Raw genomic sequence first — 23475 nt, 5'->3', positions numbered from 1 at the left:
GCCAACCTCGACTCCTGCTGGGACACCATGCAAATTCGCGACCTTCCGTATGCCGATCCAGGTGATCCCGACGTCCGCTCCGGTAGCCGATTCCTGTTCTGGCTGTGCCGCAACCAACTGGGCGGCCAGCTCAGAGCCCTGGTGTGGGGCCTGCTGAACCAACTGTCCATCGCCGGGCTGCCGTTCGGCGTGGGCCTGGCCGTCCAGGCGGTGGTGGACGATTCCGGCACCCGGCTCGCCTGGGCGGGCGCGCTGATCGTCGTGTGCGGCGCCGGTATCGCGCTCGGCGACACGATGCTGCACCGGGCCGCCATCACCAACTGGATCACCTCGGCCACCCGGGTGCAGCAATTGCTGGCCCGGACCGCCGCCGAGCTGGGCTCGGTGCTGACCCGCCGGGTCGCGGCCGGTGAGGTGGTCGCGGTCTCCACCGGCGATGTGGAGAAGATCGGCTGGTTCGTCGAGGTCATCTCGCGGTTCGCCGCCTCGGTCATCACCCTGATCGTGATCTGTACCGGTCTGCTCTTCTACCAGCCGGCCCTCGGCATCGTCGTCGCCATCGGCCTCCCGCTGCTCGCCCTCGCCGTCCTGCCGCTGCTGCCCGCCGCCACCCGGCGCGCGGACGTCCAGCGCGCGAAGGCCGGCTACGCCACCGAGCTGGCGTCGGACACGGTCGCCGGACTGCGGGTGCTGCGTGGGATCGGCGGCGAGGAGCTGTTCCTCCGCCGCTACCGCGAGGCGTCCCAGCAGGTGCGTCGCGCCGCCATCCGCAGTGCCCGGATGTGGTCGCTGATCGCGGCGATCCAGGTGCTGCTGCCCGGCGTCCTGCTGCTGACGGTCGTCGGATACGGGGCGAGTCTCAGCCTCGACGGCCGGATCTCGGTCGGCGAGCTGGTCACCATCTACAGCGCCGTCCTGCTCACCGGCCACCCGTTGCGGAACTTCGAGGAGATCGCGATGGCGTACTCCTTCTCCAAGCCGTCGGCGAACCGGGCCGCGCGCGTGCTGGCGCTCCGCCGCGCGACCGAGGGGACCGGCGCCTCGTACGCACAGTCCGGCGGGGACCTCTACGACCCGGCCACCGGCGTCCTCGCCCCGGCCGGCCGGCTCACCGCCGTGGTGAGCGGCGATCCGGACGCGGCCGGGGAGCTGGCCGACCGGCTGGGCGGCCATTCGGCGGCCGGTACGGAAGGAGCGGAGTCGGTCCTGCTCGGCGGGGTTCCGCTGGACGGCCTGACGCTGGACGAGGCCCGTACCGCCGTCCTCGTCCAGGACAAGGATCCGGTGCTGCTCTCCGGGACGCTGCGGGAACTGCTCGACGTTCCGTCGTCCGGGAAGGTCTCCGCGACCGACGCCCTGGACGCCGCCCAGTGCGGTGATGTGCTCACCGCACTCTCGCGGACGGCGACCGGCGGCACCGACGACCCGATGGAGGCCCGGATCACCGAACGCGGTCGCTCGCTCTCCGGAGGCCAGCGCCAGCGCCTGGCGCTGGCCCGTTCGCTGGTGACCGACCCCGAGGTGCTGGTGCTGGACGAGCCGACGTCCGCCGTGGACTCGCACACCGAGGCGCGGATCGCGGCCGGTGTCAGAGAGCTGCGCAAGGGCCGGACGACCGTGGTCCTCACCTCGTCGCCGCTGCTGCTGGACCTGGCCGACCAGGTGGTGCTGCTGGACGGCAATACGGTGGTCGCCGTGGGCACGCACCGCGAGCTGCTGCGCGGTGAACCCCACTACCGGGCCGTCGTCACCCGGGAGCCCGACAGCGAGATCGACCGCGGCGGGATCGAACGCGGCGGGATCGAACGCGGCGGGATCGAACGCGGCGGGAAGAGCCTCGCGGAGATAGAGGGATCGGCGTGAGCGGCACGAAAGCGACGAAAGCGACGAGAGACAGGAAAGACGGGCCAGTAGTGGACACGTTCCGGGTGACACCGCCGACGTTCGACCCGGCGGCGTCCGAGTCGGTGACGACCCTGCCGGTCGGCAGCGCCGCGACCGTACGCACCTATGTGCGCGATATGTTGCGCCGCCACCGGCGCGCCTTCGCGGTGCTGATCACCGTGAACACGATCGCCGTGATCGTGTCCATGGTGGGCCCCTATCTGCTGGGCTCCGTGGTGGACCGGCTGACGGCCGGCTCCCGCGAACTCCACCTGGAGCGCACGGTCGCGGTGTTCGCGGTCGCCCTCCTCGTCCAGGCCGTGTTCGTACGGATGGTGCAGTTGCGCGGCGCGATGCTCGGCGAGGAGATGCTCGCCGATCTGCGGGAGGACTTCCTCGTACGGTCGGTGCGGCTGCCCCCGGGCGTGCTGGAGCGGGCCGGGACCGGCGATCTGCTCTCCCGGATCACCACCGATATCGACCGGCTGGCCAACGCCATGCGCGAGGCCGTGCCACAGCTCGCCATCGGTGTGGTGTGGGCGGCGCTGCTGCTCGGCGGCCTCGCCGTGACCGCGCCCCCGCTGGCGCTGGCGGTACTGCTCGCGGCGCCGGTCCTGCTGATCGCCTGCCGCTGGTACTTCCGGCGGGCGCCCGACGCCTACCGCTCCGAGGCGGCGGGGTACGCGGCGGTCGCCGCCGCGCTCGCCGAGACCGTGTACGCGGGACGGACGGTGGACTCCCACCGCCTCGGCGCCCGCCGTACCGCCCTCTCCGACCAGCGGATCAAGGAGTGGACGGCCTGGGAGCGGTACACGCTGTACCTGCGCTCGGTGCTGTTCCCCGCGATCAACCTGACGCACATCACCGTGCTCGCCTCGGTGCTGCTGATCGGTGGCTCGTTCGTCCTCCAGGGCTGGCTGGACGTCGGCCAGCTGACGACCGGCGCCCTGCTGGCGCAGATGCTGGTCGAACCGGTGGGCATCATTCTGCGCTGGTACGACGAGCTCCAGGTGGCCCAGGTGTCGCTGGGCCGGTTGGTCGGCGTCCGCGAGATCGAGCCGGAGGCGGGCGACGATTCGGTACGGCCAGAGGGGCGGGACATCGACGCGGACCGGGTCCGGTTCGGGTACCACGACGGTGTGGACGTCCTCCACCAGGTGTCCCTGGCGGTCGCGCCGGGCACCCGGATCGCGCTGGTCGGCCCGTCCGGCGCCGGTAAGTCGACACTGGGCCGGCTGCTCGCTGGCATCTACGCCCCGCGCGAGGGGCGGGTCGCGCTGGGGGGCACCGAGCTGTCCCGGATGACCGCCGAGCGGGTGCGGGAGCATGTCGCACTGGTCAACCAGGAGCACCATGTGTTCGTGGGTTCGCTCCGCGACAATCTGCTGCTGGCCCGGACCGGCGCGACGGACGCGGAGCTGTGGGCCGCGCTCGGCGCGGTGGACGCCGACGGCTGGGCCCGGTCGATGGACGACGGACTGGGCACCGAGGTCGGCTCCGGCGAGACCGGCCAGCCGCTGACCCCGGCGCAGGCCCAGCAGATCGCCCTGGCCCGGCTGGTCCTGGCGGACCCGCACACCCTGGTCCTGGACGAGGCGACCTCACTTCTCGACCCCCGCGCGGCGCGCGATCTGGAACGCTCGCTCGCCCGCGTACTGGAGGGCCGGACGGTGGTGGCCATCGCCCACCGCCTGCACACCGCCCATGACGCGGATGTGATCGCGGTGGTGGAGGAGGGCCGGATCAGCGAACTGGGCAGCCATGACGAGCTGGTCGCCGCTGACGGGGCGTACGCGGCGCTGTGGCGGTCCTGGCACGGCTGATCGCGACCGGGCGCCGCCCGGTGACAGGACGACCGGGGGCGGGTGTCGGCCGACACCCGCCCCCGGTCCCGTGTGTACGGGCTCCCCCGGCCGGGGGGCCCGTACACCGTCAGATCACATTGAGCGCCGCCGCCCCGCCCACCCCGCCCAGCAGCATGAACACCGGCATCAGCACCTTCAGCTCCACCCAGCTCCCGGCCCGGAAGCGCATCGCCTTCGGCGGGCCGATCGGATACCAGCGCTTCCGGCCGATTGGGATCGGCCACAGGATCGGACAGCCCGAGATGGTCAGCGCGTCCCCGATGTCGTGCACCAGCGCGCCCAGCACGATCGGCAGCCCCAGCCAGAGGTACTCCTGGCCCGGCGCGGTGAAGAGCCAGTCCGCGCCGTTGCCCGGCTGGTCCAGGACGCCCGCCAGGATCCAGGCGCTGGTGGCGCCCAGCAGCCACACCAGCACATCGCTGGAGACCCGCGCCGCCCGCCACAGCAGGCCCTCGACCGCTAGCACCAGATGGACGAAGAGGATCGCGAGGACCGCCCAGCGGCCACCGGTGACCGCCAGCGCCGACGCTCCCCCGCCGATCATGACCGCCCACAGCCAGGTGTGGGTGAGGGTGCGGTGGCCCCCGGTCCTGCGCTTGTCGCCCGGCTTCCGGGTGGCCTGGTAGACGGCGAAGGACATCTTGTCGACGATCTCGCAGAGGATCCGGGAGACCGGCCCGAAGGCCCGGGAGATCGTCGCCGCCTTGTGGTCCAGATCGGGCGCGAGCGCGGCCCCCGCGCAGATCAGCGCGCCGACGACAAGAACCGGCCAGGGCATCGGATGGCCCGCGGCAGTGGTCGCCGCACCCACCCCCAGCCAGGCCGCCGCCCCGGAAAGCGAGTGCGCCGGTCCCATCATGTACTTTCCCCACCCCGTTGGCCGGGCCGCGACAGCGCGGCACGGAAGCCCAGTTGACATATCAGCGTATCGTTCGTGATCTTTCCCGTGTGGTCCGGTTCCCTCATCCGGCCGGAAGACAGGCAAGATGGGGGCGTGACGCTTATCGATCAGTTGCCGCCGGATGCCGACCCCGATGCCCTCTTCGAGGCTTTCTCCTCCTGGGCCGAGGGGAGTGGTATCTCGCTCTATCCGGCGCAGGAGGAGGCGCTGATCGAGGTGGTCTCCGGCGCCAACGTGATCGTCTCCACCCCCACCGGCTCGGGAAAGAGCCTGATCGCGGCGGGTGCGCACTTCACCGCGCTGGCCAAGGACCAGGTCACTTTCTACACCGCGCCGATCAAGGCGCTGGTCTCGGAGAAGTTCTTCGACCTGTGCAAGCTGTTCGGCACGGAGAACGTCGGCATGTTGACGGGTGACGCGTCCGTCAACGCGGACGCGCCGGTCATCTGCTGCACCGCCGAGGTGCTGGCCTCCATCGCACTGCGGGACGGCAGGAACGCCGACGTCGGCCAGGTCGTGATGGACGAGTTCCACTTCTACGCGGAGCCGGACCGTGGCTGGGCCTGGCAGATTCCGCTGCTGGAGCTGCCCCAGGCACAGTTCATCCTGATGTCGGCGACCCTGGGTGACGTCTCCCGGTTCGAGAAGGACCTGACCCGCCGCACCGGCCGCCCGACCGCCGTGGTCCGCTCCGCGACCCGCCCGGTGCCCCTGTCGTACGAATACCGGCGCACCCCGATCACCGAGACGCTGACCGAGCTGCTGGAGACCCGGCAGGCACCGGTCTACATCGTCCACTTCACCCAGGCCGCCGCCGTGGAGCGGGCCCAGTCGCTGATGAGCATCAATATGTGCTCGCGCGAGGAGAAGGACCGGATCGCCGAGATGATCGGCAGTTTCCGGTTCACCACCAAGTTCGGCCGCAATCTCTCCCGCTATGTCCGGCACGGCATCGGCGTCCACCACGCGGGGATGTTGCCCAAGTACCGGCGGCTGGTCGAGAAGCTCGCGCAGGCGGGCCTGCTGAAGGTCATCTGCGGTACGGACACCCTCGGCGTCGGGGTCAACGTCCCGATCCGTACGGTGCTGTTCACCGCGCTCACCAAGTACGACGGCACCCGGGTGCGCACCCTGCGGGCACGCGAGTTCCACCAGATCGCGGGCCGCGCCGGGCGGGCCGGATTCGATACGGCGGGTCTGGTCGCCGCCCAGGCGCCCGAGCACGTCATCGAGAACGAGAAGGCGCTCACCAAGGCGGGCGATGACCCGAAGAAGCGCCGCAAGGTCGTGCGGAAGAAGGCGCCGGAGGGCTTCGTCGCCTGGTCGGACACGACCTTCGACAAGCTGATCGAGTCCGATCCCGAGCCGTTGACCTCCCGGTTCAGGGTCACGCACACGATGCTGCTGTCGGTGATCGCGCGGCCGGGCAACGCCTTCGACGCGATGCGCCATCTGCTGGAGGACAACCACGAGCCGCGCCGCAACCAGCTCCGCCATATCCGCCGCGCCATCGCGATCTACCGTTCGCTGCTCGCCGGCGGTGTGGTGGAGCGACTGCCGGAACCGGACGCCCAGGGCCGGATCGTCCGGCTCACCGTCGACCTCCAGCAGGACTTCGCGCTCAACCAGCCGCTGTCGACGTTCGCGCTGGCCTCCTTCGAGCTGCTGGACCCCGAGTCCCCCTCGTACGCGCTGGACATGGTCTCGGTCGTGGAGTCCACGCTCGACGATCCGCGTCAGATCCTCGCCGCCCAGCAGAACAAGGCGCGCGGCGAGGCGGTGGCGCTGATGAAGGCGGACGGGGTCGAGTACGAGGAGCGGATGGAGCGGCTCCAGGAGGTGACGTACCCGAAGCCGATGGAGGAGGTCCTCTGGCACGCGTACGACGTCTACCGCACCAGCCATCCCTGGGTCGGCGACCATCCCGTCTCGCCGAAGTCGGTCGTCCGTGACATGTACGAACGGGCGCTGTCGTTCACGGAGTTCACCTCGTTCTACGAGCTGGCGCGCACCGAGGGCATCGTGCTGCGCTATCTGGCCGGCGCGTACAAGGCGCTGGAGCACACCATCCCGGACGATCTGAAGTCCGAGGACCTGGAGGACCTGATCGCCTGGCTCGGCGAGATGGTGCGTCAGGTGGACTCCAGTCTGCTGGACGAGTGGGAGCAGCTCGCCAATCCGGAGGTGGAGACCGCCGAGGAGGCCCAGGAGCGGGCCGACCAGGTCAAGCCGGTCACGGCCAACGCGCGGGCGTTCCGTGTGCTCGTACGGAACGCGATGTTCCGCCGGGTGGAGCTGGCCGCGCTCGACAAGGTGCGCGAGCTGGGCGAGCTGGACGCGGAGTCCGGCTGGGACGAGGACGCGTGGGGCGAGGCCATGGACGCGTACTGGGACGACCACGATGAGCTGGGCACCGGTCCGGACGCCCGGGGGCCCAAGCTGCTGCTGATCGAGGAGGACGAGCCGCACGGCCTGTGGCGGGTGCGGCAGATCTTCGCCGACCCGGCCGACGACCATGACTGGGGCATCAGCGCGGAGGTCGATCTGGCCGCGTCCGACGACGAGGGCCGGGCGATCGTCCGGGTCACCTCCGTCGGCCGGCTCTGAAGCGCCGCCCGGACGGAACAATCCGCCCGCCCCGGGAATCCAGCGGCCCAGCCGATCAGCGACCCAACGGATCAGCCCAGCAGTCGAGCAGTCGAGCAGTCGAGGACAGGAGACACCCGATGGCGGACCAGTCGGACCAGACGCCCCGGCCTGACCAGCCGAACCGGACCAACCCGGCCGAGCGCCTGGTGGATCTCCTCGACCTGGAGCGGATCGAGGTCGACATCTTCCGCGGCCGCAGCCCCAACGAGTCCCTGCAACGGGTCTTCGGCGGCCAGGTGGCGGGGCAGGCCCTGGTCGCGGCCGGGCGCACCACGGACGGGGAGCGCCCGGTGCACTCCCTGCACGCGTACTTCCTGCGGCCGGGCCGCCCCGGTGTGCCGATCGTCTACCAGGTCGAGCGGGTCAGGGACGGCCGGTCGTTCACCACCCGCCGGGTCACCGCGATCCAGCAGGGGCGCACGATCTTCAATCTGACGGCCTCCTTCCACCGGCCGGAGGACGGCGGCATCGAGCACCAACTGCCGCCCCGGCTGGACTTCCCGGACCCCGAGACGCTGCCCACGGTGGCCGAGGAGATCCGGGAGCACCTGGGGGCGCTCCCCGAGGCGCTGGAGCGGATGGCGCGGCGCCAGCCCTTCGACATCCGCTATGTCGACCGGCTGCGCTGGACGGCGGAGGAGATCAAGGAGAAGGAGTCCGATCCGCGCAGCGCGGTGTGGATGCGGGCGGTGGGTCCGCTGGGCGACGATCCACTCGTGCACACATGTGCGCTGACCTACGCCAGTGACATGACGCTGCTGGACGCGGTACGTATTCCGGTGGAGCCGCTCTGGGGCGAGCGGGGCTTCGACATGGCGTCGCTGGACCACGCGATGTGGTTCCACCGGCCGTTCCGGGCGGACGAGTGGTTCCTGTACGACCAGGAGTCGCCGATCTCCACGGGGGGCCGGGGGTTGGCGCGCGGGCGGATCTACGACCGCTCGGGCGCGTTGCTGGTGTCGGTGGTCCAGGAGGGCCTGTTCCGCCCGCTGAACGGCCCCGCCACGACCCGTCCGACGACCTGAGGAGAATGTGATGACGACGCTGTACGAGATCCCGCTGCGCACCCTCGCCGGTGAGCCGGCCTCCCTCGCCGACTACCGGGGCCGGGCGGTCCTGGTGGTGAATGTGGCGTCCCAGTGCGGGCTGACCCCGCAGTACGCGGGTCTGGAGCGGTTGCAGCAGCGGTACGCGGAGCGGGGCTTCACCGTCGTCGGCGTCCCGTGCAACCAGTTCGCGGGCCAGGAGCCGGGGACCGCCGACGAGATCGGCACCTTCTGCTCGGCGACGTACGGGGTGACCTTCCCGCTGCTGGAGAAGACCGAGGTGAACGGCGTCGGCCGGCATCCGCTGTACGGGGAGCTGACCCGGGTGGCGGACGCGGCCGGCGAGGCCGGCGACATCCAGTGGAACTTCGAGAAGTTCCTGATCGATGGCCGCGGCGAGGTCGTGGCACGGCTGCGCCCGGGCACGGAGCCGGAGTCGCCCGAGCTGGTGTCGGCGATCGAGGCGCTGCTGCCGTGACGGGCGGGCGGGCCCGGTGGACGGGCCCGCCCCCGCGTGCGGCGGCCGGCCGGTGTCAGCGGATCGGCATCCCCGAGAGGGTCCGGGCGATGACCAGTCGCTGGATCTCGCTGGTGCCTTCGAAGATCGTGTAGATAGCCGCGTCCCGGTGCATCCGCTCGACCGGATACTCCCGGGTGAAGCCGTTTCCGCCCAGGATCTGCACGGCCTGCGCGGTGACCTCCTTGGCCACCTCGCTCGCGTACAGCTTGGACATCGATCCCTCGGCCGCGGTGAACGGCTTTCCGGCCGAGGCCATCCAGGACGCCCGCCACACCAGCAGCCGGGCGGCGTCGATCCGGGTGCGCATGTCGGCGAGCTGGAAGGCGATGCCCTGGTTGTCGATGATCGGGCGGCCGAACTGGGTCCGTGTCTTGGCGTAGTCGAGGGCGACCTCGTACGCGGCACGGGCGGTGCCCACCGCCATCGCGCCGACGGCGGGGCGGGACGCCTCGAAGGTGGCCATGGCGGCGTTCTTCACCCGCTCCGACGCTCCGGCCCGAACGCGTTCACGGGCGCGGGCGAGCCGTTCGTCCAGTTTCTCCTTGCCGCCGAGGAGGCAGTGACCGGGGACGCGCACGCCGTCGAGGACGACCTCCGCGGTGTGCGAGGCGCGGATGCCGTGCTTCTTGAACTTCTGCCCCTGGCTCAGGCCGGGGGTGTTCGGCGGAATGATGAAGGACGCGTGGCCCTTGCTGCCGATCTCGGGGTCGACCACGGCGACGACGACATGGACATCGGCGATGCCGCCGTTGGTGGCCCAGGTCTTGGTGCCGTTGAGCACCCATTCGCCGGTGGCCCCGTCGTGTACGGCGCGGGTGCGCATGGCGCCGACGTCGGAGCCTGCGTCCGGTTCGGACGAGCAGAAGGCGGCGACCTTGACGTCGTCGGCGTCACCGTACATCTGCGGGATCCAGGTGCCGATCTGTTCCTCGGTGCCGTTGGCGAGGACGCCGACGGCCGCGAGTCCGGTGCCGACGATGGAGAGTCCGATGCCGGCGTCGCCCCAGAACAGTTCCTCCATCGTCATGGGTATGCCGAGGCCGGTGGGATCGAAGAACTGTTGGGCGTAGAAGTCGAGCGAGTAGATTCCCACCTTGGCCGCTTCCTGGATGACCGGCCAGGGGGTCTCCTCGCGCTCGTCCCACTCGGCGGCGGCCGGACGCATCACCTCCGAGGCGAAGCCGTGCAGCCAGTCGCGTACCTGCTTCTGGTCATCGTTGAGTTCAAACGTGAACTCGGTCATGTCCCCTCCAGAACTACGGTGACCGCCACCAGTGTTACTTGCGGTAACCGCAGTCTGTTACCGGTAAGTAGACGCTGTCAACCGGCTATCGTCGATCACCAAGCACCGGACGGACCGGGTGTTGGTTCGCGCAGGCGTCAGGCACATCGCAGGGGCGGGGAGAGAAGCGCACATGGAGACCAGACAGCAGCCATCCGAGCAGGCTCGGTCGGCCGCACGGCGCCGCCGCGAGCTACTCGAAGCGGCGGACCGGGTGGTGCTCCGTCAGGGCCCGCGGGCGTCCATGAACGCCATCGCGGCGGAGGCGGGCATCACCAAACCCATCCTCTACCGGCACTTCGGCGACAAGGGCGGCCTCTACCGGGCCCTCGCCAAGCGCCACACGGACGCGCTGCTGACCTCGCTACGGGCGGCGCTCGACGCACCGGCCGAACGGCGCGAGCGGGTGGAGGCGACCCTCGACACCTATCTGGCGGCCATCGAGGCACGGCCGCAGGTCTACCGCTTCCTCATGCACCCGGCGGACGACGCCCACCAGCCCGAGACCGGCTCGGAGGCGGGCTTCGACGTGGGCCGCCACTCCGCACCACTGCTGCGGCGGCTGGGCGAGGAACTCGCGACGGTGATCTACGAACGGGGCGAGCTGGGGCCGGACGGCGAACGGCTGGCCCGGGTCTGGGGCCACGGGATCGTCGGCATGATGCACGCGGCGGGCGACTGGTGGCTCGGGGAGCGGCCGTGCTCGCGGGCCGAGCTGGTACGGAGCCTGGCGGACCTGCTGTGGGGCCGCCTCGCCGAGATCCCCGACAAAACGGAGGGCCCCCGCTTCTGACCCTCCCGTCCGGGGCCTGCCCCGGACCCCGCGCCTCAATCGCCGGCGAGGCTGATCTTTCCCGCCACTGCCCCGTGCGCCGGGAAAGCCCAAGCCCAGCCCGTCCGCGGGCACTGAAGCCCAGCCCGTCCAGGGGCGCTGAAGCCCAACCCGTCCGGGGGCACTCAAGTCCAACCCGTCCGCGGGCACTGAAGCTCAACCGTCCGGGGGCGCTGAAACTCAGCCCGTCCGGCGATTGAGGACGGACCCTGGCGCCCAAGGAGCCGCACGGGCGCGGGCCTCCGCCAAGGGGGGCCTGCCCGTCCGGGGCTCCCAGCGGCAGCCCAGGAGAGCTCAAGTCCAGCCCGTCCGGCGATTGAGGACGCACCCTCCTACCCAAGGAGGCCGCACGGGCGGGGGCTCACCCCCGCCCCGCCCAGGGGGCCCGCCGCGCCGCGCGGAGGACGCGGGAGCGCCGCCACCCCTGCACCCGGTCCGGATAGACCAGCCCGTCCAGGTGATCGCACTCATGCTGGAGGCAGCGCGCGAAGAACCCCGTCCCCGTCACCCGCACCGGCGCCCCGTCCGAGGTCACCCCCTCCACCACGGCCCGGTCGAACCGCTCCGTACCCGCTTCGAGGCCCGGCAGCGAGAGACAGCCCTCCGGCCCCCGCACCACCACCCCGTCCGCCTCCACGAGACGCGGATTGACGACATGTCCGAGATGACGCTCCTCGTCGTCGTCCGGGCAGTCGTAGACGAATACCCTGAGACCGACCCCGACCTGATTCGCCGCGAGGCCCACCCCCGGCGCCGCGTACATCGTCGCGAACATGTCCTCGATGAGTCTGTCGAGCGCGGGACCGAAGTCGGTGACACTCTCACAGGGCGCGTGCAGCACCGGATCCCCGAGGAGGCTCATCGGCCTCACGAGTCCGGAACTGCCGGGGATCGGCCGTTTTCGCATGGAGGCAAGCGTACGTTCAGCCGGCACCGTCCCGGTCCGCGGTGGTGCCGAGGTAAGGGCCGCGGCTCGGACCTGGATAGGCTTGGCCGGACCGATGCAAGGAGGATCAAGGACGATGTCAGGCAACTCGGAGCCACTGACGCCGCGTGCCAAGCTCGCCGTGACGGCGGGCAGAGCCGCTGCCGCGGTCTCGCGCGCGGCCGGACGCGGCAGCGGTTCGGTGATCGGCGGCCGGGTCGCGCTCAAGCTCGACCCGGATCTGCTGGGACGGCTGGCGCAGCACCTGGACGTCGTCCTCGTGTCGGCGACGAACGGCAAGACCACGACGACCCGGCTGATCGCGGAGGCCCTGCGCGCCGCGGGCCCGGTCGTCTCCAACGCGCTCGGCGCCAATATGCCCGCCGGTATCACTTCGGCGCTGGCCGGCGGTTCGGACGCCAAGTTCGGTGTGATCGAGGTCGATGAGAAGTATCTCGCCGGTGTGGCCCGCGATGTGACCCCCAAGGCCATCGCACTGCTCAACCTCTCGCGCGACCAGCTCGACCGCGCCGCCGAGACCCGGATGCTGGCGGAGAAGTGGCGTGAGGGGCTGGCCGGTTCGAAGGCCATCATCATCGCCAACGCCGACGATCCGCTGATCGTGTGGGCCGCCTCCTCCTCGCCGAACGTGGTGTGGGTCGCGGCCGGCCAGGAGTGGAAGGACGACGCCTGGTCCTGCCCGTCCTGCGGTGGTGTGATGCAGCGCCCCGGCGACGACTGGTTCTGTGGTGAGTGCGGTTTCCGCCGCCCCGCCCCGAGCTGGGTGCTCAGCGGCGACTACGTACTGGACCCGCACGGTTCGGCCTGGCCGATCCACCTCCAGCTCCCCGGCCGCGCCAACAAGGCGAACGCGGCGACCTCGGCCGCCGTGGCGGCCTGCTTCGGCGTGCCGCCACAGGTCGCGCTGGAGCGGATGTACTCCGTCCAGGCCGTCGCCGGCCGCTACGACGTGGTCAGCTTCCTCGAACGCGAGCTGCGGCTGCTGCTGGCGAAGAACCCGGCCGGCTGGCTGGAGACGTTCTCGCTGATCGACCCGCCGCCGACGCCGGTGATCCTGGCCGTGAACGCCCGGGGCGCGGACGGCACGGACACCTCCTGGCTCTGGGACGTCGACTACACCCGGCTGGCCGGTCACCCGATCTTCGTGATCGGTGACCGCCGTCTCGACCTGGCCGTCCGGCTGGAGGTCGCGGGGCTGGACTTCCGGGTCTGCGACACGGTGGACGACGCGGTGCACGGGTGCCCGCCGGGACGCATCGAGCTGATCGCCAATTACACCGCCTTCCAGGACGTGCGCCGTCGCGTCGGCAACTGACCCCGCCGGGTGGTCCCCCCGGCCGGGGGGCCGTCCGACGCGGCAACAGAGACTTCGAGCAGAGACTGAAGGACGTACGAGCATGAGCGACAGCAGCCTGCGATTGGTCTGGGTCTACCCCGACCTGCTCAGCACCTACGGTGACCAGGGCAACGCCCTCGTCGTGGAGCGCCGGGCCCGGCAGCGCGGACTCGATGTGCTGCGGATCGACGTACGCAGCGACCAGCAGATCCCGACCTCGGGCGATATCTATCTGATCGGCGGCGGTGAGGACCGTCCGCAGCGGCTGGCGGCCGAGCGGCTGCGCCGCGACGGCGGTCTCTCCCGGGCCTCCGAGAACGGCGCGATCATCTTCTCGGTCTGTGCCGGGTACCAGATCCTCGGCCATGAGTTCATCAACGACCTGGGCGAGCGGGAGCCGGGGCTCGGGCTGATCGACGTGGTCTCCACCCGGGGCGAGGGCGAGCGGTGCGTCGGTGACGTACTGGCCGATATCGACCCCCGGTTCGGTCTGCCGCAGCTGACGGGCTTCGAGAACCACCAGGGCGTCACCCACCTCGGCCCCACGGCCCGCCCGTTCGCGCGGACGGTCATCGGCCGGGGCAACGGCACCGGCGACGGCACCGAGGGCGCGTACAACGACACCGTCTTCGGCACCTATATGCACGGTCCGGTGATGGCCAGGAACCCGCAGATCGCGGATCTGCTGCTCAAGCTGGCCCTCGATGTGAACGCCCTGCCGCCAACGGACGACCGTTGGTACGAGGCCCTGCGCAACGAGCGGATCGCCGCCGCCACCCAGCCGGCCTGAGTCGACGGGCCGCGGCAGCCGTATGGGGCGTCCCACCAGGCGGACGCCCCATTCGATTCCCGCCACCCGGCGCCGGTAGGGTGACGGGGATAGATCCAACCGGACGACGTGGTCCGGGAGTCGGCCCACGTTGCAAAGGTATCTCGGGCAATGCGCATTGGTGTGCTCACCTCCGGCGGCGACTGCCCCGGTCTGAACGCCGTCATCCGCTCCGTCGTGCACCGCGCGGTCGTCGACCACGGCGATGAGGTCATCGGCTTCCACGACGGCTGGAAGGGCCTTCTGGAGTGCGATTACCGCAAGCTCGACCTGGACGCGGTGGGCGGCATCCTGGCCCGTGGCGGCACCATCCTCGGCTCCTCCCGGGTCCGCCCGGAACATCTGCGTGATGGCGTCGAGCGGGCCAAGGGCCACGTCGCGGACCTGGGCCTGGACGCGATCATCCCGATCGGCGGCGAGGGCACGCTCAAGGCGGCCCATCTGCTCTCCGAGGGCGGACTGCCGATCGTCGGCGTGCCGAAGACCATCGACAACGACATCGCGTCGACCGATGTGACCTTCGGGTTCGACACCGCCGTGGGAGTCGCCACCGAGGCGCTCGACCGGCTGAAGACGACCGCCGAATCGCATCAGCGGGTGCTGATCGTGGAGGTCATGGGACGGCACACCGGCTGGATCGCGCTGCACTCCGGCATGGCGGCGGGCGCGCACGCCATCGTCGTGCCCGAGCGGCCCTTCGACATCGAGGAGCTGACCGCGCGGGTCGGTATGCGCTTCGAGGCGGGCAAGCGGTTCGCGATCGTCGTGGTCGCCGAGGGCGCGAAGCCGCGCGAGGGCTCGATGCACTGGGACGAGGGCGGCAAGGACATCTACGGCCACCAGCGTTTCGCGGGCGTCGCCCGGCAGCTCTCGATCGAACTGGAGCAGCGCCTGAACAAGGAGGCGCGTCCGGTGATTCTCGGCCATGTCCAGCGCGGTGGCACACCGACCGCGTACGACCGGGTGCTGGCGACCCGGTTCGGCTGGCACGCGGTGGAGGCGGCGCACCGGGCCGAGTTCGGGATGCTCACCGCGCTCCGGGGCACCGACATCGTGATGGTGCCGCTGGCCGAGGCCGTGGAGACGCTGAAGACCGTCCCGGCCGAGCGTTACGCCGAGGCCGAGTGCGTGCTCTGAGTCACCCACTCCGATGGAACTGCCCCCGGTCGCGTCCGCGACCGGGGGCAGTTCTACGCTGGTGCCCGGCAAACGCACATTCCCGTACGAATCAGGAGCCGGCATGGATCACAGCGGGCACGGCATGACGATGGATCTGCCGCCGTTCACGCTGGGGCGGGGGTTGGAGCTATCACCGGACCCGTTCTTCCTGATCGGCTCGCTGCTGGCACTGGCCCTGTACGCGTACGGGGTGCTGCGGCTGCGCCGGCGCGGCGACGCGTGGCCGGTCGGCCGCACGGTCTTCTTCACGGTCGGTGTGCTGACCGTGCTGTTGGTGATGTGCACCAAGCTCAATGACTACGGCATGGTCATGTTCAGCGTGCACATGGTGCAGCACATGATCATCAGCATGGTCTCCCCCATCTTGCTGCTGCTGGGCGCGCCGGTGACGCTGGCCCTGCGCGCGCTGCCGGTCGCGGGCCGGAACAACCGCAAGGGGCCGCGCGAGCTGCTGCTCGCGCTGCTGCACAGCCGCTATATGCGGATCGTGACCCATCCCGCCTTCACCATTCCGCTCTTCATCGCGAGCCTGTACGCCCTTTACTTCACCCCGCTCTTCGACACGCTGATGGGCTCCAAGCCCGGACACATCGCGATGATGGTGCACTTCCTCGCGGTGGGTCTGGTGTTCTTCTGGCCGATCATGGGCGTGGACCCCGGCCCGCACCGGCCCGGCTATGTGATGCGGATGCTGGAACTGTTCGCGGGGATGCCGTTCCACGCCTTCTTCGGGATCGCGCTGATGATGGCCAGCGAGCCGATGATCAAGGCGTACGAGAACCCCCCGGCCTCACTCGGCATCGACGCGCTGGCCGATCAGCACGCGGCGGGCGGGATCGCCTGGGCGTTCAGTGAGATCCCGTCGGTGATCGTGCTGCTCGCGCTGGTCTTCCAGTGGTACCGCTCCGAGGAGCGGCAGGCCCGGCGCACGGACCGGGCCGCCGACCGGGACGGTGACAAGGAGCTGGTGGCCTACAACGAGTATCTGGCGGCGCTGCACGCGCGCGGCCGGTAGCGGAGAACCGCCCCTCCGGGTGACGATGACCTTCGGCGGCCGAGGGCCGCCCGAGGAGGGCGCATGTCCGGATCCACGAAGGTGATGGGAGTGCTCACGGTCTCGGCCCTGGTGGTCGTGACCGCCTACACGGCGGCACTCGGGAGCAACGGCTGGCTCTGGTTCGGCTGGGTAGTGCTCGGGATGGTGACGATCGGGGTGATCGCCTCGCGCAGCGGCTGAGCGGGTCCGCACCGGCACCCGCGGGCCCCCGGGCCCCGTCCGGCCCCCTGCACACGCCGCAGTCCCGGCCGGGGGCTCCAGGCGGCCCCCGACCGGGACCGGTCGGGTTCAGCGGCGGGGACGGGACGTGCTCAGAAGCGGAACACGGCTCCGGTCGCCGCGCCGAGTTCGCAGGCGTTGCCGTAGGTCCTGGTCCACTCCGTCGGGCGGTCGCCCCAGGTGCCGGTGGCCGCGACCGTCACCGGGTCATACCTCTTGTTGCAGGCGCGGGACTCGGCGGGCAGCTTGTCGAAGTCGCCACGCGCCTTGGTGAGCGCGGCACACGCGGCCGCTGCCTCGGGGTGCGTACCGGCCGGTTCGGGGTCGCACAGCAACTGCACCCCTCGTGTCCAGCCGTTCTCGTTCCCGGAGACGGTCAGCCGGAGCCCTTCGGCGGGCTCGTCCCGCGCGCCCTGGGCGGGACCGGCCAGGGCGAGAGCGAAGAGCGTGGCTACGGCGATGACGAGTCCGCGCCGGGCGCGGTGACTGAGGTGCATCCGGGGTGCTCCTGGGGATCGGGACCGGCGCACGGCCGGGCCGGGGGAACCGGCGGGGAGCCAAGAGCACCCCGCGGCGGCGGCCCCGGGCAAGGGGCCGCGCGGTCGGGGTCGCGCGTACGGGCGACGGAAATCGCCCGTACGGCAGCGTTCGCGGAGAGCGACTCGGCCGTCCCCGGTCAGGTCAACCGACTTCCACGACGGCGGGCAGCGGGCGGAGCGCATGGGTGGGTGGCGTCGGGGCGGGGGCGGCGCCCCGGACGCGTTCGGCGCGGGAGACCCGGCGGCTGAACCAGATGACCTTGCCCGTGGCCGTGGCACAGGTGCCCCAGCTGTCGCTGAGCGCGGCGACGGTGGCGAGCCCGCCGCGCGCCGGGCAGGACGTGGTCAGCCTCGGCATCTGGTGGTCGTTGTCCGCCACGGACGCGATCAGATGGCGTCCGGTCCAGCGCAGCTCGACCACACAGCTCTTGTCGTCGGGGACGTGCCGGACGACATTGCCGATCAGTTCGTCAATCGCCCGGCAGACGGGGCCGACATGCGATTCGAGTTTCCAGTACCGCAGGTACGCGGTGAGAATGCGGCGGACCCGGGGGATCCGATCTGTGGATGCCTGCACTTCCACGATGTACCGGCAGGCGGCCTGAACGTGCATGACCGTTGCTCCTCGTTTCCGCGGCCGGGCCAGCTCTTCGACCGCGGACCCCGAGTACGAAGAGTGACCGTTCAACACTTTTGGGTCACTGCCCAGGGTGACGTCGGCTGCGCGTCTCCGCAACAGATCGCCGGGCGGGCAGGGGCATCCCCGACCGTGCGGCCGGGGGACTACGGGCGGTGGGCGGCGGTGGCGGAACGCTCGTCGCGCGGGGGCGCCGGGGCGGGCCTAGCCTGGTCGGGAGTGTCGTCCTCGTCGGGCAGGAGGCTGCCGTGAGGTACTCGCAGATGCGTTGGCGCAAGGCGTGCGTGGGTCTAGTGGCGATCGGGGCGCTGGTCGCACCGGTGTCCCCGGGGGTCGCACACGGCGCCCCGTCACCGGAGCCACCCCCGTCCACGTCATCGGCTTCCCCCTCCGCCGTCTCCCCCTCCCCCACATCCCCGTCCTCCCCTTCCTCGCCCTCGCCCTCGGAAGGCGGCTTCCCCGAGCTGGGCCCCGCCGTCGCCGGCCGGCTGGACTCCGCGATCCAGCAGGTCATGCGGGAAGCCTCGGTGCCCGGTGTGATCGTCGGACTCTGGGCGCCCGGCAAGGGCAGCTACGTACGCGCCTTCGGCGTCGCCGACAAGTCCACCGGCGCGCCCATGAAGCCCGATCTGAACATGCGGATCGGCAGCGAGACCAAGACCTTCACCGTGACCGCCCTGCTCGAACTGGTCGACCAGGGGAAGGTGGGGCTGGACGATCCGATCTCGCGTTACATCAACGGAGTCCCCAACGGAAGCCGGATCACCCTGCGCGATCTGGCGGGTATGCGCAGCGGACTCTTCAACTACTCCATGGACGAGGACTTCTTCAAGGCCCTCACCTCGGACCCCGAACGCCCCTTCACACCACAGGAGTTGCTGAGCTACTCCTTCCGCCACCCCATACAGTTCCAGCCCGGTGCGGAGTTCGAGTACAGCAACACCAATCTCATCCTGCTGGGACTGGTCGTGGAGCAGGCCGGCGGTCTGCCGCTGAACGAGTACATCGAGCGCCATGTGCTGGAGCCGGCCGGACTGAACCGTACGGTCTTCCCGACCGGCGCAGAGTTCCCCAGCCCACACGCCCACGGCTACACGGAGCAGACCGCCGACGGGAAGATGGCGGACTCCACGGACTGGAACCCCTCCTGGGGCTGGGCGGCCGGGGCGATGATCTCCGATCTGGAGGATCTCCGCAGTTGGGCCAGGACCGTCGCCACCGGCACCCTGCTGACCCCCGAAACCCAGGCCGAGCGCCTCAAGACCGGTCCGACCACCATTCCGGGCGCGGGGTACGGCCTCGGCATCTTCAATGTCCAGGGCTGGATCGGCCACAACGGCTCGCTGCCCGGATACGAGACGCTGACCGTCTACCTCCCCGAGTCGCAGGCGACGATGGTCGTGCTTCTCAATACGGACGTCCTGCACGACGAGGCGGAGCCCAGCACTCTCTTCGGTCAGGCCATCACCCGCATCGTGACCCCGGACCACGTGTTCAATCTGCCGGTGCAGCCGGCCCGTCCGTCCAAGAGCCCCTGAGACAGGCGATTCTCCGACAGCGCGTACGGAGTGCCGCACCCCCGCTCGCCGGTGGCGCCGGCCTCCTCACGGAGGTGGTCCGGGACCAGGGCCGCTCGCTTGGATCCCGGTGACCCACGCCCTCGTGAGCCCGCAGACACCCGCCGTGCGGCGTCGGGCGGTTCCACCATCCGCCCGACGAACAATCTCCCCCTGCCGGAGCGCGCCCCGCCGCCGCGCTCCGGAACACCGCCGAAAAGCCGTCCGACCAGTGGCACCCGCCCGTCATGAGTACGATCGGACCTGGCCGCGGGGGACGGGACCCGCGACCGCGCCGCGCACCCTCAGAACACGCTGCGAGCTGGGATGACGTATCCCCAGAACCAATCCGACCGAGCTGGGAGTTCCTCGTGTTCTACTACGTGCTCAAGTACGTCCTCCTGGGGCCGCTGCTGCGGCTGCTGTTCCGGCCCCGGATCGAAGGACTGGAGCACATCCCCGAGGACGGCGCGGCCATCGTCGCCGGCAACCATCTGTCGTTCTCGGACCACTTCCTGATGCCGGCCATCCTCAAACGACGCATCACCTTCCTCGCGAAGGCGGAGTACTTCACCGGGCCAGGACTCAAGGGCCGGCTGACCGCCGCCTTCTTCCACAGCGTGGGGCAGATCCCGGTGGACCGGTCCGGCAAGGAGGCCGGTCAGGCGGCGATCCGGGAGGGACTCGGGGTGCTGAGCAAGGGTGAGCTGCTGGGCATCTACCCGGAGGGCACCCGTTCCCACGACGGCCGGCTCTACAAGGGCAAGGTCGGAGTCGCGGTGATGGCGCTCCGGGCCGGCGTCCCGGTGATTCCGTGCGCGATGGTGGGGACCTTCGAGATCCAGCCGCCCGGACAGAAGCTGCCGAAGATCAAGCAGGTCACCGTGCGGTTCGGCGAGCCGCTGGAGTTCTCCCGCTACGAGGGCATGGAGAACGAGAAGGCGGTCATCCGCGCGGTCACCGACGAGATCGTCTACGCGATCCTCGGGCTCTCCGGCCAGGAGTACGTGGACCGGTACGCGGCCGAGGTCAAGTCCGAGCTGGAGCAGGCGAAGAAGGCCGGCCGGAAGAAGTCATGACGGGGCCCCAGCCAGGGTTGCCACAGTCAGGGGTTCCCCGGTCGAGCGGCAGAGGGCCGGGCACCATGCGGCCCTGCGGTCAGCCCGGCCGTGCCCATGGTGGCGCTCGGGGCGGGGTGTTGACGTCGGTCGCGGGACGAGCGGAAGGCTGAACGAACCGTACGCGGGCCGGCTCAGCCGGGCGGGTCGGGGTGCCGGTGGTCCGGGGTGAGCCCGAAGTGGCCTCGTTCGGCGGCGGTGGGCAGCGTCCCCAGCGAGGGGACCGATCCGATCACCCGTTCCTCGGCAATCTCCGGGTCTTGTTCGAGCCGCGTCAGGTCGGCGGCGGACACGAGTGCCACGAGCGGTTTCCCATGCCGGGTCACGACGACCCGCTCCCCGCCGTACACCACGCGGTTGATCAGATCAGCGAGCTCTGCACGGGCTTGCGTCACCGGAATCTCGTAGGCCATGGTCCCCAGCTTAATCGGCGGGAACGGCGTCCACATGATTCGCACAAAATAGCTAAACCCCAGGTCAGAGGCGCTCTGGCCAGAACCGATACGCAGTCATGGCGAGAAGCGTCCACGACGGGGGGCCGCCCCAACCTCCCCCGTCTCCTTGACCACATGTCCACAAGGATTCCTCAGACCCGTACACCTCCCAACCGCCTCCCAACCGCCTTCCAATCGTCTTCCGGTCGGCACGCCCACCCGGTCGGGGCCAGGCGAAAACGGTCCCATCGGCCGCCGCGCCCCCGCCCACCGCCCCTGCGTGTTCGAGAAGCCGACGCGCGGCCGATCCCCGACGCGCCCACCGGAGGAACCACCGCCCGACTCCCCCGCACCACCCGGTCGTCGGGCGGGAGGGCGCCGGACCGGGGTGTCAACCGCCATTCGGGTACCAGGGCGGATACCCCATTTGATGTACGCATCACCCGGCCCGCAGTTACGGTCAAGTTGCGTGGTGCGCCGGCGGGTCGTTCCACCCACCGACGTCCGCCCCTGGTGCGGGCATGGTCGCCCGTCGCGCGGCGGACCGGGCGGAGCCACTGTCCACCCGAACAGACGAAGGGTGTGAAAACTCACATATCGCCGTTTCGCTCGGATATTTGACGGGTCGTGGGTCAAGATCCCTGGGACGACAAGCCCCCGTCACCTCGGCGGGGCGGTCCGGGCGGACGCCGAGTCCTGCCGCCGCTTCGGACGACTGGTCGACAGAAGGGCTTCGGCAGGAGTGGAGGACCCAAGCAGTACGGGACACGCCGGAAGGCCCGGAAGTCCCTCGGGGTGAAGCCGCACCGCGCGGCAGGGCACCTTCGTCCGCCCGAACCCGACAGGTCATCCTTCACAGGCGGCTGACGAAGGGTCGCGCATGAGTGCGCAGAACACCGTCCCGTCGCTGATGAGCCGGGCGGGGGCCGTATCGGCCCTCACCCTCGCCGCCGTCGGTGGTTCGCTGCTGGTGCCAGGCGGCACCTCCGAGGCCCATGCCGCGTCGTCGCACGCCGGCAAGGCACTGGAGATCGCCGCGTCCAAGAAGGGCGCCCCCTACCGGTACGGAGCCGCGGGACCGTCCCGCTTCGACTGCTCGGGCCTGACGCTGTACTCGTACAAGAAGGCCGGGAAGAAGCTCCCACGCACCGCGCAGCAGCAGTACAACAAGACGCGCCACATCTCCGCCGGCTCTCGCCAGGTCGGCGATCTGGTCTTCTTCCACTCCGGCCGGAGCGTCTACCACGTCGGCATCTACGCCGGTAAGGGCAAGATCTGGCACTCACCCAAGAGGGGGTCGTGGGTGAAGTTGGACAAGATCTGGAGCAAGAGCGTCAAGTACGGCCGGGTGGGCTGACGATCCCCTACTGAGCGCGCCGGCCCCATCCACCCCTCGGGTGTCCTCCCCCCGCGGGTGTCGCACAGATGCCCGGGTCGGCCGCACAGGACTCCCGGCATGGATCCGTCCGTGCCGGGAGTCCTTCTGTGTCACCCCGCCTCCGGCCCGCGCCCGTCACCGCCCCCTCCGACTTGCCCAGCGGGAAAGTCAGGAGTAGCTTTCCCAGTAGGAAAGTAAAGTGGGCTCGTGTCGCACGGCCATGCGCCACCCCGCCCCTCTCGAACTCCCGTGCATGTCCATCGTCGTGAATCGTCAGGGAAAGGCGGACCGTGAGCACACCGGTCAATGCCGAACAGGCATGGAAAGACCTCCAGCGGATCAGGGTGCCGCAGGAGCGGGTGTACGACGAGATCGAGCGGAGCGCGTCCGGCGGCCCCGGCGCGGCGTACGCCACGGCCGCGATCATGTGGCTCTTCCTGGCCGGTCTGGGCCTGGACCTGCCCCGGTGGGGTGTCTGGCTGGTCGTCGCCGGGTACGTCGCACTGCTGGGCGCGCTGGCCGTGCACCACAACCGCGGGAGCCGGGTGCGGCTGCACCGCTCCCGCTGCACCTGGCGGATGTTCGCCACATTCGCCGCGGGCGGAGTGGTAACCGGCGGGACGGCCCTGCTCTCCGGCCACCTGGTCGAGCCGCTGGAGCCGATGTTCGCCGGTCTGATCCAGGCCACGGTCTCGGCGGCGGTGTTCCTGCTGTACGTCGGGCCGGCGAGCCGCTGGGCGACCGGTTCGCTGCGTGGCCACGGCGTACGGGCGGGCCGATGAGCACCCCCACCGGCTTCGACGAGCTGATCCATCCGGCCACCCGGCTGTCGGTGGTCGCGCTGCTCTCCGCGACGGAATGGGCGGACTTCGCGTTCATCCGCGACAGCCTCTCGCTCAGCGACTCCGCGCTGTCGAAACAGCTCCACACCCTGGAGGAGGCCGCGTACCTGGAGATCCACAAAGAGGGCGGCGGTCGTAAGCGGCGCACGCGGGTGCGGCTGACGGACCGCGGCCGGACCGCCTTCGACGGGCATGTGGCGGCGCTCCGGGCGATCGTCGACGGCGCCGGGCCCAGGGCGGCGACCGGACCGGCTGCCGACGGTGTCCCGACGGCCACGCCCGGGGCGGCCCAGCGGCCCCGGGACCACGCGGAAGCAGGACGATGACGAAGCGCGAGCACCCGCCCGGACAACCCGCCCGTCCCATCCCGTCTCCCCTCCCCACTCCCCGCACCCCACCCGTCTCGCCCAGGCCAGCCGCCACAAG

The 23475-nt window shown here is 70.6% G+C and carries 22 protein-coding genes and 1 riboswitch; of the genes, 16 read left to right on the top strand and 6 right to left on the bottom strand.

Annotated features, from left to right (window positions below; translation table 11 throughout):
* The first annotated feature begins 27 nt into the window (after positions 1-27).
* Both ACH4S7_RS29600 and ACH4S7_RS29595 read left to right on the top strand, forming a co-directional pair.
* Positions 28-1863 (top strand): ABC transporter transmembrane domain-containing protein, encoded by a 1836-nt coding sequence (locus ACH4S7_RS29600; RefSeq protein WP_398524480.1) that lies wholly within the window; start codon positions 28-30, stop codon positions 1861-1863.
* A 50-nt stretch (positions 1864-1913) separates the two neighbouring features.
* Entirely contained in the window at positions 1914-3707 is a 1794-nt protein-coding gene (locus ACH4S7_RS29595; RefSeq protein WP_398524398.1) for an ABC transporter ATP-binding protein, read from the top strand.
* A gap of 109 nt (positions 3708-3816) precedes the next feature.
* Here the strand turns inward: ACH4S7_RS29595 and ACH4S7_RS29590 are convergent, their stop codons facing one another.
* Entirely contained in the window at positions 3817-4608 is a 792-nt protein-coding gene (locus ACH4S7_RS29590) for a metal-dependent hydrolase (RefSeq protein ID WP_398524397.1), read from the bottom strand.
* Between the two features lie 135 nt (positions 4609-4743).
* Between ACH4S7_RS29590 and ACH4S7_RS29585 the strand changes: the two genes are divergently transcribed.
* The 3 genes from ACH4S7_RS29585 to ACH4S7_RS29575 all read left to right on the top strand — a co-directional run bounded on the left by ACH4S7_RS29585 (position 4744) and on the right by ACH4S7_RS29575 (position 8823).
* A complete protein-coding gene (locus tag ACH4S7_RS29585; protein ID WP_398524396.1) occupies positions 4744-7257 on the top strand; it encodes a DEAD/DEAH box helicase in 2514 nt (837 codons plus the stop codon).
* A 119-nt stretch (positions 7258-7376) separates the two neighbouring features.
* Entirely contained in the window at positions 7377-8324 is a 948-nt protein-coding gene (locus tag ACH4S7_RS29580; RefSeq protein WP_398524395.1) for an acyl-CoA thioesterase, read from the top strand.
* A 10-nt stretch (positions 8325-8334) separates the two neighbouring features.
* Positions 8335-8823: a glutathione peroxidase gene (locus tag ACH4S7_RS29575; RefSeq protein ID WP_398524394.1), complete on the top strand. Its 489-nt coding sequence runs from the start codon at positions 8335-8337 to the stop codon at positions 8821-8823.
* A gap of 55 nt (positions 8824-8878) precedes the next feature.
* On the opposite strand, the gene ACH4S7_RS29570 is transcribed toward ACH4S7_RS29575, so the two are convergent.
* Positions 8879-10108 (bottom strand): acyl-CoA dehydrogenase family protein, encoded by a 1230-nt coding sequence (locus tag ACH4S7_RS29570; RefSeq protein ID WP_398524393.1) that lies wholly within the window; start codon positions 10106-10108, stop codon positions 8879-8881.
* Positions 10109-10280: 172 nt separating this feature from the next.
* On the opposite strand from ACH4S7_RS29570, the gene ACH4S7_RS29565 reads away from it, so the two are divergent.
* On the top strand, positions 10281-10940 hold the full coding sequence (locus ACH4S7_RS29565) for a TetR family transcriptional regulator (RefSeq protein WP_398524392.1): 660 nt from the start codon (positions 10281-10283) through the stop codon (positions 10938-10940).
* Positions 10941-11340: 400 nt separating this feature from the next.
* Here ACH4S7_RS29565 and def read toward each other — a convergent pair whose 3' ends face one another.
* A complete protein-coding gene (def, locus tag ACH4S7_RS29560; RefSeq protein ID WP_398524391.1) occupies positions 11341-11886 on the bottom strand; it encodes a peptide deformylase in 546 nt (181 codons plus the stop codon).
* A 115-nt stretch (positions 11887-12001) separates the two neighbouring features.
* Between def and ACH4S7_RS29555 the strand changes: the two genes are divergently transcribed.
* The 5 genes from ACH4S7_RS29555 to ACH4S7_RS29535 all read left to right on the top strand — a co-directional run bounded on the left by ACH4S7_RS29555 (position 12002) and on the right by ACH4S7_RS29535 (position 16506).
* The gene (locus tag ACH4S7_RS29555; protein ID WP_398524390.1) at positions 12002-13240 is read left to right on the top strand and encodes a MurT ligase domain-containing protein; all 1239 of its coding nucleotides are present in this window, start codon (positions 12002-12004) and stop codon (positions 13238-13240) included.
* Positions 13241-13322: 82 nt separating this feature from the next.
* Positions 13323-14051 carry a type 1 glutamine amidotransferase gene (locus ACH4S7_RS29550; RefSeq protein WP_398524389.1) on the top strand — a complete coding sequence of 243 codons (729 nt, stop codon included), beginning with the start codon at positions 13323-13325 and terminating at the stop codon, positions 14049-14051.
* A gap of 150 nt (positions 14052-14201) precedes the next feature.
* Positions 14202-15227, top strand: a complete 1026-nt coding sequence (locus ACH4S7_RS29545) for a 6-phosphofructokinase (RefSeq protein WP_398524388.1) — start codon at positions 14202-14204, stop codon at positions 15225-15227.
* A gap of 103 nt (positions 15228-15330) precedes the next feature.
* On the top strand, positions 15331-16284 hold the full coding sequence (locus tag ACH4S7_RS29540) for a cytochrome c oxidase assembly protein (RefSeq protein ID WP_398524387.1): 954 nt from the start codon (positions 15331-15333) through the stop codon (positions 16282-16284).
* A gap of 63 nt (positions 16285-16347) precedes the next feature.
* Positions 16348-16506 carry a hypothetical protein gene (locus tag ACH4S7_RS29535; RefSeq protein WP_398524386.1) on the top strand — a complete coding sequence of 53 codons (159 nt, stop codon included), beginning with the start codon at positions 16348-16350 and terminating at the stop codon, positions 16504-16506.
* 131 nt (positions 16507-16637) lie between these two features.
* Here the strand turns inward: ACH4S7_RS29535 and ACH4S7_RS29530 are convergent, their stop codons facing one another.
* A complete protein-coding gene (locus tag ACH4S7_RS29530; RefSeq protein WP_398524385.1) occupies positions 16638-17042 on the bottom strand; it encodes an SSI family serine proteinase inhibitor in 405 nt (134 codons plus the stop codon).
* 184 nt (positions 17043-17226) lie between these two features.
* Positions 17227-17697: an ATP-binding protein gene (locus ACH4S7_RS29525; protein WP_398524384.1), complete on the bottom strand. Its 471-nt coding sequence runs from the start codon at positions 17695-17697 to the stop codon at positions 17227-17229.
* Between the two features lie 287 nt (positions 17698-17984).
* Here ACH4S7_RS29525 and ACH4S7_RS29520 point away from each other — a divergent pair, with 287 nt between their 5' ends.
* Positions 17985-19259, top strand: coding sequence for a serine hydrolase domain-containing protein (locus ACH4S7_RS29520; protein ID WP_398524479.1), 1275 nt, complete (start codon positions 17985-17987; stop codon positions 19257-19259).
* 389 nt (positions 19260-19648) lie between these two features.
* On the top strand, positions 19649-20356 hold the full coding sequence (locus ACH4S7_RS29515) for a lysophospholipid acyltransferase family protein (RefSeq protein WP_398524383.1): 708 nt from the start codon (positions 19649-19651) through the stop codon (positions 20354-20356).
* 173 nt (positions 20357-20529) lie between these two features.
* On the opposite strand, the gene ACH4S7_RS29510 is transcribed toward ACH4S7_RS29515, so the two are convergent.
* Positions 20530-20808 carry a type II toxin-antitoxin system Phd/YefM family antitoxin gene (locus ACH4S7_RS29510; protein ID WP_398524382.1) on the bottom strand — a complete coding sequence of 93 codons (279 nt, stop codon included), beginning with the start codon at positions 20806-20808 and terminating at the stop codon, positions 20530-20532.
* Between the two features lie 740 nt (positions 20809-21548).
* A riboswitch (cyclic di-AMP (ydaO/yuaA leader) is annotated at positions 21549-21706 on the top strand.
* Positions 21707-21709: 3 nt separating this feature from the next.
* Here ACH4S7_RS29510 and ACH4S7_RS29505 point away from each other — a divergent pair.
* The 3 genes from ACH4S7_RS29505 to ACH4S7_RS29495 all read left to right on the top strand — a co-directional run bounded on the left by ACH4S7_RS29505 (position 21710) and on the right by ACH4S7_RS29495 (position 23375).
* The gene (locus tag ACH4S7_RS29505; protein WP_398524381.1) at positions 21710-22186 is read left to right on the top strand and encodes a C40 family peptidase; all 477 of its coding nucleotides are present in this window, start codon (positions 21710-21712) and stop codon (positions 22184-22186) included.
* A 311-nt stretch (positions 22187-22497) separates the two neighbouring features.
* The gene (locus tag ACH4S7_RS29500) at positions 22498-22989 is read left to right on the top strand and encodes a hypothetical protein (protein WP_398524380.1); all 492 of its coding nucleotides are present in this window, start codon (positions 22498-22500) and stop codon (positions 22987-22989) included.
* Positions 22986-23375, top strand: coding sequence for a transcriptional regulator (locus tag ACH4S7_RS29495; protein ID WP_398524379.1), 390 nt, complete (start codon positions 22986-22988; stop codon positions 23373-23375). Before ACH4S7_RS29500 ends, ACH4S7_RS29495 begins: the two co-directional genes overlap by 4 nt.
* The last annotated feature ends 100 nt before the right edge of the window (positions 23376-23475 follow it).

This window comes from Streptomyces sp. NPDC020965, assembly GCF_044333555.1.
GTDB lineage: Bacteria > Actinomycetota > Actinomycetes > Streptomycetales > Streptomycetaceae > Streptomyces.
Note: the sequence above shows the minus strand (reverse complement) of the source record. Positions and strands in the feature narration are given on the sequence as shown.